This window comes from Irregularibacter muris (assembly GCF_024622505.1).
GTDB lineage: Bacteria > Bacillota > Clostridia > Eubacteriales > Garciellaceae > Irregularibacter > Irregularibacter muris.
In genome coordinates, this window is the sequence record NZ_JANKAS010000017.1 from 1 (window position 1) to 17,713 (window position 17,713).

General features: G+C 35.4%; 15 protein-coding genes and 1 other annotated feature. Of the genes, 2 read left to right on the forward strand and 13 right to left on the reverse strand.

From position 1 onward, the window contains the following. Window positions 1-143 precede the first annotated feature (143 nt). Both NSA47_RS13570 and NSA47_RS13575 read right to left on the reverse strand, forming a co-directional pair. Entirely contained in the window at window positions 144-1,403 is a 1,260-nt protein-coding gene (locus NSA47_RS13570) for a hypothetical protein (RefSeq protein WP_257532868.1), read from the reverse strand. Between the two features lie 69 nt (window positions 1,404-1,472). Further along, window positions 1,473-2,285, reverse strand: a complete 813-nt coding sequence (locus NSA47_RS13575; protein ID WP_257532976.1) for a ZIP family metal transporter — start codon at window positions 2,283-2,285, stop codon at window positions 1,473-1,475. A gap of 177 nt (window positions 2,286-2,462) precedes the next feature. Between NSA47_RS13575 and NSA47_RS13580 the strand changes: the two genes are divergently transcribed. Further along, entirely contained in the window at window positions 2,463-3,023 is a 561-nt protein-coding gene (locus NSA47_RS13580; protein WP_257532870.1) for a hemerythrin domain-containing protein, read from the forward strand. Window positions 3,024-3,188: 165 nt separating this feature from the next. On the opposite strand, the gene NSA47_RS13585 is transcribed toward NSA47_RS13580, so the two are convergent. The 3 genes from NSA47_RS13585 to udk all read right to left on the reverse strand — a co-directional run bounded on the left by NSA47_RS13585 (window position 3,189) and on the right by udk (window position 7,049). Beyond that, a complete protein-coding gene (locus NSA47_RS13585) occupies window positions 3,189-5,840 on the reverse strand; it encodes a valine--tRNA ligase (RefSeq protein WP_257532872.1) in 2,652 nt (883 codons plus the stop codon). A 19-nt stretch (window positions 5,841-5,859) separates the two neighbouring features. After that, a complete protein-coding gene (locus NSA47_RS13590; protein ID WP_257532874.1) occupies window positions 5,860-6,018 on the reverse strand; it encodes a hypothetical protein in 159 nt (52 codons plus the stop codon). 135 nt (window positions 6,019-6,153) lie between these two features. Further along, window positions 6,154-6,378: a binding site (T-box leader), on the reverse strand. Between the two features lie 20 nt (window positions 6,379-6,398). Then, the gene (gene udk / locus NSA47_RS13595) at window positions 6,399-7,049 is read right to left on the reverse strand and encodes a uridine kinase (RefSeq protein ID WP_257532876.1); all 651 of its coding nucleotides are present in this window, start codon (window positions 7,047-7,049) and stop codon (window positions 6,399-6,401) included. 474 nt (window positions 7,050-7,523) lie between these two features. Here udk and mgtE point away from each other — a divergent pair, with 474 nt between their 5' ends. Further along, window positions 7,524-8,855 carry a magnesium transporter gene (mgtE, locus tag NSA47_RS13600; RefSeq protein WP_257532878.1) on the forward strand — a complete coding sequence of 444 codons (1,332 nt, stop codon included), beginning with the start codon at window positions 7,524-7,526 and terminating at the stop codon, window positions 8,853-8,855. A gap of 302 nt (window positions 8,856-9,157) precedes the next feature. Here mgtE and NSA47_RS13605 read toward each other — a convergent pair whose 3' ends face one another. The 8 genes from NSA47_RS13605 to NSA47_RS13640 all read right to left on the reverse strand — a co-directional run bounded on the left by NSA47_RS13605 (window position 9,158) and on the right by NSA47_RS13640 (window position 17,703). Continuing rightward, window positions 9,158-10,324 carry an iron-containing alcohol dehydrogenase gene (locus NSA47_RS13605; protein WP_257532880.1) on the reverse strand — a complete coding sequence of 389 codons (1,167 nt, stop codon included), beginning with the start codon at window positions 10,322-10,324 and terminating at the stop codon, window positions 9,158-9,160. Window positions 10,325-10,575: 251 nt separating this feature from the next. After that, window positions 10,576-11,610 carry a DUF362 domain-containing protein gene (locus NSA47_RS13610; protein ID WP_257532882.1) on the reverse strand — a complete coding sequence of 345 codons (1,035 nt, stop codon included), beginning with the start codon at window positions 11,608-11,610 and terminating at the stop codon, window positions 10,576-10,578. 26 nt (window positions 11,611-11,636) lie between these two features. Continuing rightward, window positions 11,637-12,830, reverse strand: a complete 1,194-nt coding sequence (locus tag NSA47_RS13615; protein WP_257532884.1) for a mannitol dehydrogenase family protein — start codon at window positions 12,828-12,830, stop codon at window positions 11,637-11,639. 76 nt (window positions 12,831-12,906) lie between these two features. Next, window positions 12,907-13,641, reverse strand: a complete 735-nt coding sequence (locus NSA47_RS13620; RefSeq protein ID WP_257532886.1) for a YczE/YyaS/YitT family protein — start codon at window positions 13,639-13,641, stop codon at window positions 12,907-12,909. 434 nt (window positions 13,642-14,075) lie between these two features. Continuing rightward, the gene (locus NSA47_RS13625) at window positions 14,076-15,119 is read right to left on the reverse strand and encodes a zinc-dependent alcohol dehydrogenase (RefSeq protein WP_257532888.1); all 1,044 of its coding nucleotides are present in this window, start codon (window positions 15,117-15,119) and stop codon (window positions 14,076-14,078) included. Between the two features lie 29 nt (window positions 15,120-15,148). Further along, window positions 15,149-15,982 (reverse strand): class II fructose-bisphosphate aldolase, encoded by an 834-nt coding sequence (locus tag NSA47_RS13630; RefSeq protein ID WP_257532889.1) that lies wholly within the window; start codon window positions 15,980-15,982, stop codon window positions 15,149-15,151. Window positions 15,983-16,120: 138 nt separating this feature from the next. Continuing rightward, window positions 16,121-16,960 (reverse strand): PTS system mannose/fructose/sorbose family transporter subunit IID, encoded by an 840-nt coding sequence (locus NSA47_RS13635; protein ID WP_257532891.1) that lies wholly within the window; start codon window positions 16,958-16,960, stop codon window positions 16,121-16,123. Beyond that, the gene (locus tag NSA47_RS13640) at window positions 16,960-17,703 is read right to left on the reverse strand and encodes a PTS mannose/fructose/sorbose/N-acetylgalactosamine transporter subunit IIC (RefSeq protein WP_257532894.1); all 744 of its coding nucleotides are present in this window, start codon (window positions 17,701-17,703) and stop codon (window positions 16,960-16,962) included. Before NSA47_RS13640 ends, NSA47_RS13635 begins: the two co-directional genes overlap by 1 nt. Window positions 17,704-17,713 lie beyond the last annotated feature (10 nt).

Below are 17,713 nucleotides of genomic sequence, written 5' to 3' on the forward strand. Positions count from 1 at the left end.
GTATAACCTCCTTCGCCACGTAAATATGCATCTACAACTTTCTTTTTAAACTCATAACTGTATACAGCCATAAAAATACCGACCTCCAATCGTTAGATTTTTGGTCTAACTTTTGGGGGTCGGTACATTAAGTAAGATGCCTTTTATTCTACAGAATAATTTCTGATTTCTTCTACTTTTCTTATCTTCCAAGGTCCTTGTTCATTTTCCTGTTTTTCTAATTCAAATTCATATACTTTTACCTTATTATATCTTGGATGAATCTCTGTAGGATAATAAAAAGATAAATAGACTATATTTTCTACATCTTTTCTTTCAAAGAAGTAATAAGAAGGTAAAGATATTTGATTCCACCCTTCTTCTACCTCTTGGATCATGCTTTCTACACCTTCAGGATTCTGATCTTCCTCCAGCAAATATCCCTGAGCTTCTTTGATTAAACCCAATTCATAGGCCTGAAAAAAAGCTTTTACTGTCATTTGGGGTTCCATAGGCCATTGGGGCCTTCCCTTCCACCAGCTTGTGACCTTTTCCACTTCCTTGTATTTGTTCTCTACCCATTGATAGATGGTTTTGCCATAGTGATCTACTGTATCAAATAATCTTTTTCCTACCAATATTTGGCCATTAGAAAATAAAGCAATATCATCTCCGTAAGCCCAAAAAATCCTATTAAGTTGTTGATCTTGATATTGAAATATTTCTATATACTGGTGGGAGTTCCCAAACTCTCCCTTTATAATAATTTCTTCTTTTCCATCTCCATTGATATCCTTAATAAACCATTGGGATTGTTCTTCTTCATAATCCTTAAGAATTATTTTATTTCCTTCATTTAACTTCAGAAAGTAGTATTTTCCTTGTTTTATCAGTTGAACTTTTTCTAAATTATTATCATTATTTAAATCCGCCACTTGTTCTTCGAGCAAAACTTCCTGTCCTGAAAGTTCAATTTTTGCCCTGGTGGTCAAATGAATGGATAATTGGTATACCTGATTTGGCCATTGATTTATGCTGATATTATCCCAAAAGTCTTGTTCTTCAGAAATCAATAATTTTCCTTCTTTAAAACTCAATATCTTTTCCGTAGAAGTCTGATTATCCTTAGCGTGTAAAGGATCCATTTTAATATGAATAGTGTCATTGGCTTTCACATTTATGATGTAGGGGATTTTTGCATTTACCTTTTGTTCTCCTAATTTTTCATCGTTGATATATAAATTAGAAGGATCGCCTGGGGTAATAATTAAAGTGACTTCTTCTTTTAGCATGTTAAAAACAGCTTTCTCTTCCATATTACACCATTGATAAATAAAAATACTCATCAATAAAATAATCAATACGAGAAATGATAGGACTATAGATTTCATTTTTTTCCAAGAAAATACTTTTATAATAATCATTTTTTCTGCTCCCCTTTTCATATTATAAATTTATGGGGAGAAGTTTAAAAAAATGTCATTTATTCATTTTTATCCTAAAGCCACATCTAATACCATCATAACAGCAAAACCTAACATAGCTCCAATGGTAGCAACATGGGTATTTTTGTTCAATTGGGATTCTGGAATAAGTTCCTCTACCACTACGTATATCATCGCACCTGCGGCAAAAGATAAAGCATAGGGCAATATGGGTTCCATGGCTACAACTGCTATAGCCCCTATAACTCCTGCTATAGGCTCTACAATCCCTGAAGCCTGACCGTAAAGAAAACTTTTCCACCTGGAAAGCCCTTCCCTTCTGAGGGGAATAGACACTGCTGCTCCCTCAGGAAAGTTTTGTATGCCTATTCCCAAGGCCAAGGCAATGGCTCCCCCAATGGTAGCGGGACTGGATCCTGTGGCCAATGCTCCAAAGGCCACTCCTACGGCCAACCCCTCTGGAATATTATGAAGGGTAATAGCCAATACCAATAAAACACTTCTATGCCAATTGGTTTCTATTCCTTCAGCTTCACTTGTGGGGTATCCCATATGCAAATGAGGAATAATATTATCTACTAGCCATAAAAAAGCTCCTCCTCCTAGAAATCCTATCACTGCTGGTAAAACGGGATACTTGCTAGTTTTTTCCGCCATATCAATAGCTGGAGCAAGTAAGGACCAAAAGCTTGCTGCTATCATAACCCCTGCGGCAAAACCTAACATACCATCTAATACTTTTCTATTAATGGTTTTAAATATAAATACCAATCCTGCCCCCAGGGCAGTGACAAACCATGTAAAAAGAGTAGCAATTAAGGCCTGAGTAACATGATCTATTTCGTAGAACCATTGAAACATCGACACTATCATCTCCTTTAAAACTTTTATATTCAATAGGTATTATCCTATTAGATCTTTTAGTTTATTCCCTTTTTTATTTCTATTCAAGCAAATTTTTTATTTGTTTATTTTATTATAAAATGGTTAAAAATAATAGGAGATTTCATAGCAATAATTTACTAGGGAGGGTTTCTTTTGAAAAGTATAGATATATTAGTCCAAGAGCATAACAACATACAAAGAGTGTTGGCCGTTGTAAGAAAGGCGTGTATGGATATTGTAGAAGGCGGCGACGTAGATACTGAGGATTTCTTGGCTATAGTTGATTTTATTAAAAATTATGCAGATAAGCATCATCATGGAAAAGAAGAGGATATGCTGTTTGCAGATATGTCTAATGAATTAGGCGAAGCCATAAAAGTTGGGCCTGTTCAAGGAATGCTTATAGAACATGATATGGGCAGAAGGTTCGTAAAACTTCTAGAGGAAGCAATTAAAAGATACCAAGCAGGGGATAAAGGTGCTAAAGTAGATATTATTGCCAACGCCATTGGCTATGCCCATTTATTAAATGATCATATTGATAAGGAAAATAATGTACTTTATCAATTTGCCCTACGTCAATTAAAAGATGAAACTAAGGAGAAATTAGATAGGGAATTTAATGAATATGAATCCTTAGATGAACATCAAGAGAGAAGAGAAAAGTACATTCATATGGTTAAAGAATTGCAGAAAAAATATAATCTAATATAATCAAACAGAGGGTAGAAAAATATTATTTTTCTACCCTCTGTTTGATTATAAAGTATCATAAATACCATATATATTTTCCTTACTTGCAATTAGTATTTTATTTATGATACTTCCTTATTTTTTATTTCATCTATAATCTTCGGTAGAAGAACATCTACCTAGTATCTACTTCTCATAAGAAGCTAATCTTTCTAACACCTTTTCCATCATTTCCTGATATTTTTTCTGCTTTTCTTTTTCTTGTTCCACTACTTGGTCAGGTGCTTTGGCTATAAAACCTTGGTTAGATAGTTTCCCATTAACGCGTTTTAATTCAGATTCTAAATGGGATTTTTCTTTTTGTAGCCGCTCTATTTCCTTTTCTTTATCCACAAGATCTTCTAGGGGGATAAAAATTTCTACTTTATCTACCACGGTAGTCACTGCATTCTCTGGTATATTTTCTTTTATCGTATTAACCACTATTTCTGATGCACTGGCAAGACTTTTGAAATATGCAGCGGAATTTTTCAATAATCCAGCAATATTTTCATTATCAGCAATTAATATTACTTTTGCTTTTCTAGAAGGAACCACATTCATCTCTGCTCTAGCATTTCGAATACTTCGAATAACCGCCATGATAGTTTTCATTTCTTGCTCTTCTTTTTCATAGTTATTTTCTTCTTTGTATTCTGGCCATTGAGAGATCATAATACTTTCTTCCTGTCCTGGAAGGTGGGTGAAAATCTCTTCCGTGATGAAGGGCATAAAGGGGTGTAGCAATTTTAGTGTATTCTTTAATACCTTTACCAAGGTATACTGAGCTGCAATTTTGCTATTTTGATCTTCTCCATATAATCTTGGTTTGACCAACTCAATATACCAATCACAGTATTCACTCCAAATAAAATCATAAAGCTTTGCTGTCGCAATGCCTAGTTCATATTTATCTAGGTTTTCCGTAATCTCTTTTATTAGGGTATTGCATCTACTAATGATCCATTTATCTGCACTAGTGAAATTTTCATTGGCAATATCTTCTTTGTCTAAAATGTCCTCCTGTAGGTTCATCAAAACAAATCTAGAGGCATTCCATATCTTATTGGCAAAGTTTCTATTGGCTTCCACTTTTTCCATATGCCATCGAGTATCATTTCCCGGGGAATTTCCCGTAACTAAGGTAAATCTTAAAGCATCTGCTCCAAATTCTTCAATAATTTCTAGGGGATCTACTCCATTTCCCAAGGATTTACTCATTTTTCTTCCCTGGGCATCTCGTACAATCCCATGGATATATACATCTTCAAAGGGGGTTTCTCCCATTTGTTCTATTCCTGAGAAAATCATTCTAGCTACCCAGAAGAAGATAATATCATAGCCTGTGACTAAAACATTATTGGGGTAGAACTTCTCTACATCCTCTGTTTTATCTGGCCATCCTAAAGTAGAGAAAGGCCAAAGGGCAGAACTAAACCAGGTATCCAACACATCTTCATCTTGCACAATATGGCTAGAACCACAAGAGCATTTCTCTGGAGCCTCCTTGGCCACTATAGTCTCCCCACAGTCTTGGCAATAATAGGCTGGAATACGATGACCCCACCATAATTGTCTAGATATACACCAATCTCTGATATTTTCCATCCAATTGTAATAGATTTTTTCAAACCGTTCTGGGATAAATTTAGTTTCTCCTTCTCTTACTACTTGTAATGCTGGCTGAGCTAAAGGTTCCATTTTGACAAACCATTGTTGTGAAATAATAGGCTCAACTGTAGTAGAACATCTATAACAGCCACCAACATTATGAGGATGAGCTTCTATATTCACTAAGAGCCCCATTCCTTTTAAATCTTCTACTATAGCTTTTCTTGCCTCATAGCGATCCATTCCCTCATATTTCCCTGCCAATTCATTCATGGTAGCATCATCATGCATCACCTTAATTTTAGGTAATTTATGGCGTAATCCTACTTCAAAATCATTGGGGTCATGGGCTGGAGTAATCTTTACAGCTCCTGTACCAAATTCCATATCTACATAACTGTCTGCAATAATAGGAATTTCTCTATTCATTAGAGGGAGCATGATTTTTTTGCCTATGAGATGTTGATATCTTTCATCATCGGGATTGACAGCAACAGCAGTATCTCCCAAAATGGTCTCGGGTCTTGTAGTCGCAATGACAATGCTTTCCTCACTATCTATGACAGGATAGGCTACATGCCATAAATTTCCTTCTTTTTCCTCATATTCAACCTCTGCATCCGAGAGAGCTGTTTTACAGTCGGGACACCAGTTGATAATGCGATTGCCCCTATAAATAAGGCCTTTTTCGTATAGTCTTACAAATACTTCCTTTACCGCCTCACTACACCCTTCATCCATAGTAAAGCGTTCCCTTGACCAGTCGCAGGAGCTTCCTAGTTTTCTAAATTGAGCACTGATACGATTACGATATACTTTTGCCCAATCCCATGCTCTTTCTAAAAATCCATCTCTCCCTAAATCATTTTTCGTTAAGCCATCCTTAGCCATGGCTTCGACTACCTTTACCTCGGTAGCTATGCTAGCATGGTCTGTTCCTGGTAACCATAGGGCTGCATAACCCTGCATTCTCTTCCATCTAATGAGAATATCTTGCAAGGTACCATCAAAGGCATGACCGATGTGTAGCTGCCCTGTAATATTTGGTGGAGGCATAACTATGGTATATCCCTCACCTTTTTCATTAATTTCAGGTTTAAAATATCCCTTTTCTTCCCACCTACTGTATAATTTGTTTTCTACTTCGGCAGGATGATAGATTTTTGCAATATTTGTTCTATCTTCCATGACAAAACCTCCTTGATTCTTAAATAATGTTAAATATATATAAAATGCCAACTACTGCTATAATAAAGCCAATAAGCTTTAGAGCTAAAAATGAAATCCATTGAAAAATCTTTGTAATCATCTTTGCGCCATATACCAATACAGCACCAAAAATTAATAAGCCTACACCTAATTCCATATCTTTCACCCCAAGGTCAAAATATTAGTATAAATTAAGAAGTTTAAGGACTAAATAAAAGTGATCATTTCCTCCTCGCTAAATAATAAATGATAATAAGTAGAAGGACCATAAAAGTAAAAAACCCCTCGTCCAATAAAGGACGAAGGGTTATCTTCGCGGTACCACCTTAGTTCTCAATATGAGCACTTTATCATCATATAACGGATTTCTCCGGATCAACCTACTTCAGACGATGTCCTTTCAGTATCACAGTTTAGAAGCTACCTTCAAAAAAGCCTGTTTCAGGAAATTTCTCAGCCTATGAATTTCCTTCTCTTGGAAAGTACTTTTTCTACTCCTCTTCCTCATTACCTTTAACTGTCTATATTTGTAAACTATTATATAGTAATTTTAGATTTTGTCAATTCATTGTGAAGATCTTTTTCTACTATGCCAGTAATATAAGAATTTAATACCTCCAATGCTTTCATATTATGTCCTCCCTCGGGAATAATAATATCTGCCACTTTTTTCGTCGGTTCCACATAGGAATCATGCATGGGTTTTACCGTAGAAAAGTATTGATCCATTACAGAATCTATAGAGCGTCCTCTTTCTTCTATATCTCGCATTAGTCTTCTTGAAAAACGAATATCACTTTCAGTATCTACAAAAAGCTTTAAATCTAGGATATCCAAAATTTCCTTATAATATAAGGTAAAAATTCCCTCTACTATAATAATAGAGGCAGGTTTTACCTCAATAGTCTCTTGACTACGGGTATGGAGTTTAAAATCATAGACAGGCTCCTGTATAGTTTGTCCATTTTTCAAAGCCTTTAAATGTTCAAATAATAATGCACTTTCAATGGCATCTGGATGATCGTAATTGGCCTTTTCTCTTGTTTCAAAAGGGATATGGCTTTGATCTCGATAATAATTATCTAAAAATATCATGGTGCCACTATTTTCTGGCAACATGTTAAAAATCTGATAGGCTAAAGTGGTTTTTCCCGAGCCTGTTCCCCCGGCAATCCCAATGATTTTCATTAATTCCCGTCCTTTCATTTTTAGGATTTATTCTGTGTAATATGCTACCCTAAAATCATATGCTTAGTCAAGGAACTTGTCCAGTAGTTTTTTTGTTTTACTTTATAAATTAAAATATTATGGGTATATAGGTAGAATAATTGGTATTGCCTCATAAAATAATTAATCATATAATAATATAAGATCAATCTGTTGTACTCGTTAAATTAAGAGCTTGCTTTGTATGAGTGTTTGAGCCAAGCAAGTTTTTGACGCTACCTGTAAGGGTTACAAACTCTTCACCTGGGGATTTAACTGGTACAACCGACAAGATGAATTATTTCATACTTATTCTGGAGGTGACTGTTATGGATGATGGACCCTATCATCTTATGTATGTGATAAGGAAATACGAGGTTTCTCATTCATACTTTCACCTACGGGTGCTAATGATAAAAGGGGAAGCCTCAAAAATTGAATAAAGGAGGAATTTCCTTGAAAGAAATCTTGGACAGAATAGAAAATAAAAACTTTAAAAGTTTACAGAAATACCTTATAGAACAACAACCAGCAGATATCGCTGAATACATGAAGGAATTATCTGATAAAAATAGTTTGCTTGTATTTAGATTGCTACCAAAGGATTTGGCCACTGAGGTATTTTCTTTTATGGATGTTTATTATCAAACTAGATTTTCAGAGCTTATTAAGATCGATGAATTAAGAGAAATTGTTGATGATTTATACTTTGATGATAAAATTGCATTTTTGGAGGAATTGCCAGCAAATTTGGTGAAAAAAATCTTACAGAACACCCATGAGCAAGAACGTAGATTAATTAATCAATTTCTTAATTACCCTGAGTTTTCCGCTGGTAGTCTTATGACTATTGAGTTTGTAGATTTAAAAAAACAAATGACAGTAGCTACTGCCATCAAACATATTCGAGAGACCGGTTATGACAAAGAAACTATTTATACTTGCTATGTTATTGATAAATTTAGAAAATTAGAAGGAGTTATTTCCCTACGGGATATTTTAGTAGCTGATGAAGATGAAAAGATTAGTGAATTGATGGAAACAGAATTTATTTCTATCCACACAAAGGAAGACCAGGAGGAAGTAGCTGAGATTTTTAAAAAATATGATTTTCTTGCCCTGCCAGTAGTGGATTCTGAAAATAGGTTAGTGGGCATTATTACCGTAGATGATATTGTGGATGTTATTGAAGAAGAAAATACCGAAGACTTTCATAAAATGGCAGCTCTACAGCCTACTGAGGAAGAATATTTAGACTCTAGCATTCTCTCCCTTGCCAGAAAAAGAATCCCTTGGCTGTTGATATTGATGATCTCTGCTACCTTTACGGGGGCCATTATGGATGGCTATGAAGCCTTATTACAGCAAATCGTGGCCCTCATGGTGTTTGTACCCATGCTCATGGGTACCGGGGGAAACGCTGGATCTCAATCCTCTACTTTAGTTGTAAGGGGGATGGCCCTAGGGGAAATTACTCCCTCTGATATTTTCAAGGTGGTTTGGAAGGAAATAAGGGTAAGTCTTATAGTAGGATCTACCTTGGCCCTTTTGAACTTCTTACGGATTTATTATATTGAAAAGTATCCCTTCAATATATCCCTTACCGTAAGCCTTACTCTAATCATTACGGTCATACTTGCCAAAGTCATAGGAAGTACACTGCCCATTGGAGCAAAGGCCCTAAAAATGGACCCAGCGGTTATGGCCAGTCCTTTGATTACGACAATTTTAGATGCATTGGTGCTGATTACTTATTTTACAGTGGCGGGAAGTATTCTACATCTATAAAACTATTAAAAAGCAAACCACAGAGCTATGGCATGAAAAATAATTACGAATTTTAAGATTCATGTCAAATCTCTAAAGTATAAAAAATATTAAGAGTCTAGTCGATGATCTAAAATCCGATCGAAGACAGATAGAGAGTTTTAATCCTAGGATAAGACAAATGCGTGTTTTACTAGTTTCATTCCAAATTGCCCTATCCTAGGCTTAAAGTTTGTATGCTTACTACAGATTTCACCAAGCTTGCTTTACTGAAACAGGTGACTGGGCTTTTCTTTCACATTTAACTGGTACAACAGATTAATTTATTTCTTTGCCAAATGATAAATATTCAATACATCCTCTTTATAGAGTTTAACTAAACTACCTACAGGACCATTTTCTGTACATTTTTCTGCCATTTCCTCTAATCGGTCATCAGGAATGTTTAATTCCTCTAAAGTAACTGGTAAACCTGCTGCCCTAAAGAAATCCTTCATTTTTTCTATAGCAGTTTCTATGGTTACCTCTAAATGATCAAAGTCAGGCTCTACCTCCCATACCCTTGATGCAAATTGTGCAAATATACTCATGTTATTTTTATAAACATACTTTATCCAGGCCGGGAAAATAACAGCCAAGCCTGCTCCATGAGTTACATCATAGATCCCACTTAATTCATGTTCAATATTGTGGGAAGCCCAATCTTCTTCCCTACCTGTTCCCAACAATCCATTATGAGCGATGGTACCTGCCCACATAATTTCTGCTCGAGCAGCATAATCTCGTGGATTTTTTAGTGCTATAGGAAGATTTTTAATCATAGATTTCAAAGTAGCCTCACAGAGACGATCCGTAAAATCTACATTTTTTTCATTAGTAAAATATCTCTCCATAACGTGGGCCATAATATCCGCCACTCCCGATGCAGTTTGATATGGAGGTAGACTATAGGTAAGTTCTGGATTCATAATGGCAAATCTTGGCCTCATTAAATTATGTCCGCAGCTTTTTTTGTACCATCCCTCCTCATTGGTAATGACCGTTCCACTACTGGCTTCACTGCCTGTAGCAGGCAATGTTAAAACTACACCTATAGGGATAATTGTGCCTATTTTACTTTTTCCTTCAAAAAAATCCCAAACATCTCCATCATAGTGTACACCTACTGCAATAGCTTTGGCAGAATCAATAACACTTCCTCCCCCTACAGCTAGAATAAAGTCAACCTTTTCTCTACGACAAAGTTCTATTCCCTCTTTAACTAAGCTAAGCCTAGGATTAGGTTGTACACCAGATAATTCCACGAAATCAATGTTCTCATCCTTTAGTGCTTTGACTACTCTATCATATAGTCCACTTTTTTTAATACTTCCTCCACCATAGTGAAGTAAAATCTTTTTCCCATGATGCTTTACTTCTTTTCCTACTTTTAACTCAGTTTCCTTCCCAAAAATAAATTTTGTAGGACTTTGAAAAGTAAAATTTTGCATAGTTCATCTACCTCCCTTTATTATTAAATTAAATCCTTGAAAGCCTCTATAATTTATAGAAGGATTTTCAAGCACAAAATTCATTAATGAACTAAAATTGCTTATGTTTATAAAAATGCTACGCTATCTTCAATTTTGTATTCATATCTTATCTTGAGCTATTATTGGCTTGTTAATTGACTTTTACATAATGTGTGGTCATCATGCTCTTTCATGTTTTTTTCATCTATTACCAAATGATTTTACAACGTTTATATTTTTCGGGTGTTCATCTCAATAAGGTGATATTTCATTGTTCCTAATCCTATTTTTTCTGCATGCTCTAGAGTAACTCTTCCCTTTTCAAAAAGCTTTTCCCCGCTATTTTTCTGTAGTAAATCTAAACAAGCTGTATCCAGGGCTACAGGATCCTTTCCTGCTAAAACTCCGATATTATCAGCAATAAGTTCCATGGCCTGGCCCGCACAGTCACAGGCTTCGGTAATGTTATGAATAAAAGCGATATAAATAATATCCTTATCCTTGGCTGCTCCATAGGCATACTCCGCCAATTTTTCTAGAAAATGGTCTCCTCCCCCTGCTGTTTGAATTGCTCCTTGGGGACAAACAGCAATACATCCTGCACAGCCTACACATTTTTCATCATTGATTATGGCGATATCCTCGGTATGGATGGCATCAAAATCACATTTGGTTTCACAGATACCGCAGGTGATACATTTCTCAGCTATTACATTAGGGGATATTCCTGAATGCTGATCCAATTTACCTCCCCGGGCAGCAAAACCCATAGCAAGTTGTTTTAGAGCGCCTCCAAAGCCTGCCTCTACATGACCTTTAAAATGGCTCATGACAATAAATTGATTATAATCTCCATAGGCCTTGCCGATTTTACACTTGTCTATGTAGTCCTTATTAATTTCTATTTCATTATATTCAGTTCCTGTATCTCCATCGGCTATGATAATGGGGATCTGGATAAAGCCATGGTTTTTCGCTGTTTCAATATGGATATCTTTGGTGGTTCTAGATCCTCTATATAATACATTGGTCTCAATATAGGATGGAGATACTCCCTTTTCTTTGAGATAATCTATAATAGCATCATAAGAGGTGGCAGGCATAAAAGTTTTATTGCCTTTCTCTCCAAAATGGACTTTGATGGGAACTCGCTTTTCGAAATTATACTCCGTTTCTATTACGATTTTCTTCAACAATTTTAAAGCATCTTTTCCCAATTCACCATAATCTGATCCTGAGTTTTTGATAAAATATACATTGCTCATTTTTATCCCTTCCCTTCTTTTGATAATCAAAATATTTTATAACCTTTGGATATAATCTCATAATAGCCTAATATTAACCCCCATAAAATACTATCTGATTGTAATTTGCATATCTTTTCCAAGACTTCTTCTGGCCCACCAATATCAATCATATCTTGCATAACATTAGATAGATTATCCGTTGGCACTCTAAAGTGTAAAGCTGCGGCTGCTGCTAGACATAAATTTAATGGGAGAATTCTATGTTTAAGCGCCAACTTTGCTCCTCCTATAATTCTATCGTTATCAGATAGTTTTCGCAATGGATCCCTACCAACTCTAATAATGGTATCATCTAAATCAGGGTCTCTTAATCTTTCTATCATACTATTAATTTTATCTAAAGTTTCGGTAAAGGAGACATTAAATTCTTTTGCTAATGCTTTTCCCGATTCTAATGCTGAACAGTAAACTATATATCGAATATGATGGTCATTTATTGCCTCGGATATATGCTGGTATCCTTTTACAAAACCCAAATACGCCACTACTGCATGAAGCGAATTATAGACAAAGATTTTTCGTGTTTTATAATACTGAAACGAATCTAATAAGATCATATTTTTAATCCGAGGTATTTCTCCTTTAAAGGCATATTTGTTAACAGGAAAATCATAGCTCGATCCTGCATAAATTTTTAATGGATTTCCTTGTTTCATTTCCTTCGTCATATTGGGAACTAATCTTTCAACAGAGGTATCAACTATGCCTACATATTCATTTAACATATTGATCAGGTGGTCATCCTGAAGTTCCTTTACCAATAACTCCTTAAAATAAATATCTGTATCAACCATATTTTCTCCTAGCAATATATTTATTTTAGAATATTCTTTGTTCTCCCATCTTCTTTTTAATCCTTTGACTATTGGCTTCACTATATGAATAAGATTTTTTGCACCTACTGATGTGGAGATTAAATAAGCATTAGAAATCTCTTCTTCTACCTTTTGTAAATCAGATATATTAATGGCTCTTACATTTTTGATAATCATTTCCTTTGCTTCTTTTACATGATCTGCATCCATTACTACCAATGGATATTGCCTATATTTATTTAAAAGTTGGATTTTCTCCTTAGTAACTCCCACGTAAACTGTTTCTAATTTTGATTCATAGTATAATTGACCAAAAAATCCTCTTCCAATATTTCCTGGGCCAAAATGTACTACCTTTTCCATCTTTAATCACTCCCCTTTTGCTCAAGGATTTTTTATTCATCATTACAATAATAGTTTCTTTGATAGAATTCTTGGCCTAAGTATCACGATTACGAATTTTCTCACTTTTTCCCCCATGCTCTCTCCTAATAATATCCTGTAGAGTTTCTTGTCTAGTATTCTTAATATCAAACTTCCAAATATTAAAGGTAATTTGTAGAAGAGACCCAAAGCCAAAAGCACTAATAAGGGTGCCTATTCCCAAAGGGCCCCCTAAAAGAAAACCTATAATTGCAATAATCAATTCTATAGTAGTTTTAATCACAGATACTGATTTGTCTAACTTTCTAATCATTCCTATCAATAGTCCATCAATGGGCCCTGCTCCAAGGCAGCTACTTAAATATAAATAAGCTCCCTGACTAATGACTGTTAATCCTACTATCAAAAGTATAAATTTTCCTAAAAACGTCATAGGAGTAAAGAAAAGATTTGTATGAATAACTAAATCTATAAAAAATCCTACAAAATACATATTAATTATTGTTCCAATACCAGGAATTATTTTTAATATTAATCCAATTCCTATTATGACCACACCCGTTACTTGTACTGATTGACCAATACTAAGGGCCGTAATTTGAGAGAGTCCAATATGAAATACGTCCAAAGGCCCTGTACCTAAATTAGCATATATTGTCATCACAACTCCAACGCTAATTATAAAAATTCCCATAAATAATTTTATATATCTGATTAAATATGATTTTATAATTCCTAAATTCATAACTTCATCTCCCTCATCCACATTTCCAATTGAATCCAGCTGCATTTAACTGAGGAGACTCATTAATAATATTTTTCTTTCTCTTCGTAATCTTACTTAAAAAATCTAACTATTATAAATAAAAACGAATCAACATAGGTAATCCTTTATTGAAAATTAAGTTGTGGTAGCCCTTAGAATAGGGAATTTCCCTTTAGAAATCTAGTTTCTGCCATTGATTCTAAAAATGTATCCTAGGGTATTTCTGGAACAACAGAAGAATAATCATCAGTTTTTTAGTACTTCCAGTAAGTGAATTCACACCTTTCCCCTTGATTGAACATTAAGGGTTCTCCTTTGTAGTTGTGGCTTTATTCTAACAAAGTTGAACCCTTTTCTATTGTTTAGACTTCACCCCTAAGTGAAATGTAATATTAATAAAAATACAATAGTGACGAAGTACATAGCATGGTTAAATGGGGTCTATAAATTATTCACGTTCATGATAACTCTACACATACGCGATAATTTCCAGGGGTACTTGCCGCTTCATATGCCTTTTGTAACTCTGATAGTGGGAAACTGGTTTCTATCAAAGGAGCTACATCTACAATGCCTTCATTTAACAATCTAGCTGACTCTATAAAATCAGCCTTATCAGCGCCAAATGTTCCTATTAACTCTAATTTTCTATAATGTATAACATTTGAATCTACATTTATTTCTGGAGCAGGATATCCTGCAGCAAATAACAAAACACGGCCCCTAAGTTGTTTCACCATTTCTATTGCCTGTTGGTTAGCTTTAGTAGCTCCAACTGCAAGAATTACGGCGTCTGCTCCCTTCCCTTCTGTCATTGCCTTGACCATTTCAATGGGATCGTTCTTGCTGACATCTACAACTTCAAATCCCATAGCTTCTGCAGTCTTAATTTTTTTCTCCATTAGTTCAGTAATAATTACCCTTGCTCCATATCCTTTAGCTGCCTGAGCGTTAACCAACCCCATAGTTCCAGCTCCTATTATAACTACAGTTTCTTTGGGTTGTAGTCTTAGCCTCATTATGCCATTAACGACTGTAGCAAGTGGCTCCAAAAAACCTGCTTCAGCAGGAGGTAAATCTTTATTCATTTTTATAACAAACCTAGAATCCCTGACATTATAATCGGCAAATCCAAATTCTCCTAGATATCCGTCTTCTGATCTGCCACGTTTATGATTTACACAATCTGAAGTCAGTCCAGTTTTACATGCCTCACATTCACCACAATACTGATAAGTTACTGCTATTCGGTCTCCTACCTGAAGTTTTTTATCTACCTTACTCCCTTTAGCTACTATAATACCTGCTCCCTCATGACCTCCTGCCATGGGGTATCCCTGATGTTCTCTCAATCCCAACCACTGCCCATAATCTGTAGTACATATATTGCAAGTTTCTTGTTTAACTAAAATATCGTATTTTCCTAATTCTGGAATAGGACGTTCATGAATTTCAGCTCTATGGGCTTTCGTGAGAACTCCAAATTTCATTGTTTTTGTCATGTTTATTCCCCCTAATCAATTCGTATAATTTACGCTCTACCATTCGAACCAAACAAACGCATATAATGTATTAATTTTTGTTTATACCCTTCAGCTCCCGCCATAAATGCCTCAGGTAAATTGTGTTGTTCCTTATTATCTAAGTACTCTTCTAATGTCTCTAAGCCAGCCATACTTAGATCTGTAAATAAATTAATTTTCTGAATACCTTTTTTAACTGCTTTTTCTAATTGTTCATCTCCTGTACCAGAGCCTCCATGTAATACAAGGGGTATACTAATTCTCTTACTCAACTCATCTAATAAATTAAAATCGAGGTATGGGGTGCCAGTATAAACACCATGGGATGTTCCCACCGCTACCGCTAAACAGTCAATATCTGTGTCCTTAATGAAATTTACAGCTTCATCTGGCTTAGTCAAACCCGAATTGCGAGTTTTTTCATACTCATAGCCCTGACCTACGTGTCCTAGCTCGGCTTCAACAGAAACACCTACTGCATGGGCCATTTTAACAATTTCCTTTACTTGTGCCACATTTTCTTCGTAGGGTAAAGTAGAGCGATCAGCCATAACAGATGTAAATCCTGCTCTAATTGAAGCCACTGCTTCTTCAAAGGTTTGACCATGATCAAGATTTAAAGCAGCAACTACCTCTGGATATTTTTTAGAGTAGTAATAAGTAAGATTGCTCATCTCTTCAACTCCAACACCATATCCGACGTCAATAATAACTGGGGCCTTTAGTTCATTAGCTGCTTCAAATGCTGCCCTAACTGATTCCATATTAAAGACATTTGGTGCTGCTACTCCATATCCTTCTTTTTTGGCTTTGTCTAAAATGCTCTTCATTGTGACCAACATATATTAAACCCTCCTCGTTAAATTTTGGGTGTTACCTCTTGATTTGGTTAAAAGCATGGATGATTGAGTAATTATTCAGAGATAACTACTCAATCCTATATTTAATTTTATTTTCCTAGATACTTATTAAATTTATATTTAGAATATCCCTATCAATGCTCCTAATAATGAGGCTATGATTATTGTTAAAAGAATCTTCGTGTAGTTCTGCCCTTTATTCTTTAGATACCAATAGATAATGAATGTAATAGCAAGGGGAAGAATCCCAGGGGCAATTTGATCAAATATATTTTGTATTGCTAATGGCTCAGCATTTGCCATCTTAATGGTTAATGGTGTAGTTAATTTGACAAAATTAGCTGACAATGCTCCCATCATGAACAGTCCTAATATACTGGCCCCAGTTATTAACTCTTGAACCCATCCACCTTTTAAAACCGTTTTGATCGAATCTTGCCCTAATGAATAGCCTAAATTCCAAATATAGTAGCCCTCTATTAAAGTAATTATTGTAAATAAGAATGGTAAGATTGCTCCTATTGCACTTCCGTTTGAAGCAAAGGTTACCCCTAAAGCGAAACATATTGGTTTCCATGTGCCCCAATCAACAGTATCTCCTATGCCAGCGAAGGGCCCCATTAACCCTGTTTTAATACCAGTAATGGCTTCTTCTGGTACATCTTCCCCTCTAGCCTTCTGTTCTTCCATTGCAATTGTAATTCCATGTACTAATCCACCCCATATCCCTTGACTATTAAAAAAGTTCAAATGTCTCATTAGAGCTTCACTTAGATCTTTCTCATCAGGATAGAGTTTTTTAAGGATGGGAGAGATACATGCACAAAATGCTAATGTTTGCAGTCGTTCAAAGGAGTTAGATATCTCACAAATCCACCACCATAAGAAAAAGGATTTGTTTACATCTTTTTTCGTGAGTTTAATATCACTTTTAACAGATTCTTGATAGATATCGCTCATTATGCTTTCTCCCCTCCTTTTTCTTGTCTCATTAATACTGTTAGTAAAGCTATACAAGTCCCAAATATAGCAGCAGCCATAATATTGATTTCTAGATATTGTACTAGGAAAAAGCCGAGGATAAAAAATGGAATGAGAGTTTTCTTACCGATAATAAATATGGTTATTGCAAATCCTAAAGCGGGAAGTACTCCACCAGCAACACTGAGTCCATGAAGTATCCATTCAGGAATAATATCCATAAAGCCTTGTACTGCTTCAGCCCCATATAAATTGGCTAAAAATACTGGAGGAAATCGTAAAATGAATCCTATCACTAAGGGCCATACCGTTGCAGCCATCCATATTCCCTTTGTATTACAGGTTAAAGCATATTTATCTGCCATATGATTTAAAGAAGCATGAATTGTTCTTCTAACCTGGTCTAGAAATACCCCAAGTACTCCAAAGGGTACAGCTAATACTACCGCCATTTCAGGCGTCATATTTGTTTGTAATGCAATAGGGATGGCTATTAATCCTGCCAAAGCTTCATCAGCTGGCATATTCGCACCCGGAGATATCATACCTAAATATACAAGTTCTACTGCGGCACCAACCATCATTGCCTGTGGTACATCCCCCATAATAAGCCCTATTGGCAATGCCATAACCACAGGTTGCGCGAATACATACCCAAATGTATAGCCAATATTCATTCTGGTTAGCCAATACCATATGCCTGTAAAAATTGCTAATACCATTTACTATTCA

What these genes read in the sequence shown, in the direction of transcription:
- NSA47_RS13570 (WP_257532868.1), bottom strand. Translation starts at nt 1,403, where the DNA reads ATGATTATTATAAAAGTATTTTCTTGGAAAAAAATGAAATCTATAGTC.
- NSA47_RS13575 (WP_257532976.1), bottom strand. Translation starts at nt 2,285, where the DNA reads ATGTTTCAATGGTTCTACGAAATAGATCATGTTACTCAGGCCTTAATT.
- NSA47_RS13585 (WP_257532872.1), bottom strand. Translation starts at nt 5,840, where the DNA reads ATGGAAGATAGAACAAATATTGCAAAAATCTATCATCCTGCCGAAGTA.
- NSA47_RS13590 (WP_257532874.1), bottom strand. Translation starts at nt 6,018, where the DNA reads ATGGAATTAGGTGTAGGCTTATTAATTTTTGGTGCTGTATTGGTATAT.
- udk (WP_257532876.1), bottom strand. Translation starts at nt 7,049, where the DNA reads ATGAAAATCATTGGGATTGCCGGGGGAACAGGCTCGGGAAAAACCACT.
- NSA47_RS13605 (WP_257532880.1), bottom strand. Translation starts at nt 10,324, where the DNA reads ATGCAAAATTTTACTTTTCAAAGTCCTACAAAATTTATTTTTGGGAAG.
- NSA47_RS13610 (WP_257532882.1), bottom strand. Translation starts at nt 11,610, where the DNA reads ATGAGCAATGTATATTTTATCAAAAACTCAGGATCAGATTATGGTGAA.
- NSA47_RS13615 (WP_257532884.1), bottom strand. Translation starts at nt 12,830, where the DNA reads ATGGAAAAGGTAGTACATTTTGGCCCAGGAAATATTGGAAGAGGATTT.
- NSA47_RS13620 (WP_257532886.1), bottom strand. Translation starts at nt 13,641, where the DNA reads ATGCAGCTGGATTCAATTGGAAATGTGGATGAGGGAGATGAAGTTATG.
- NSA47_RS13625 (WP_257532888.1), bottom strand. Translation starts at nt 15,119, where the DNA reads ATGACAAAAACAATGAAATTTGGAGTTCTCACGAAAGCCCATAGAGCT.
- NSA47_RS13630 (WP_257532889.1), bottom strand. Translation starts at nt 15,982, where the DNA reads ATGTTGGTCACAATGAAGAGCATTTTAGACAAAGCCAAAAAAGAAGGA.
- NSA47_RS13635 (WP_257532891.1), bottom strand. Translation starts at nt 16,960, where the DNA reads ATGAGCGATATCTATCAAGAATCTGTTAAAAGTGATATTAAACTCACG.
- NSA47_RS13640 (WP_257532894.1), bottom strand. Translation starts at nt 17,703, where the DNA reads ATGGTATTAGCAATTTTTACAGGCATATGGTATTGGCTAACCAGAATG.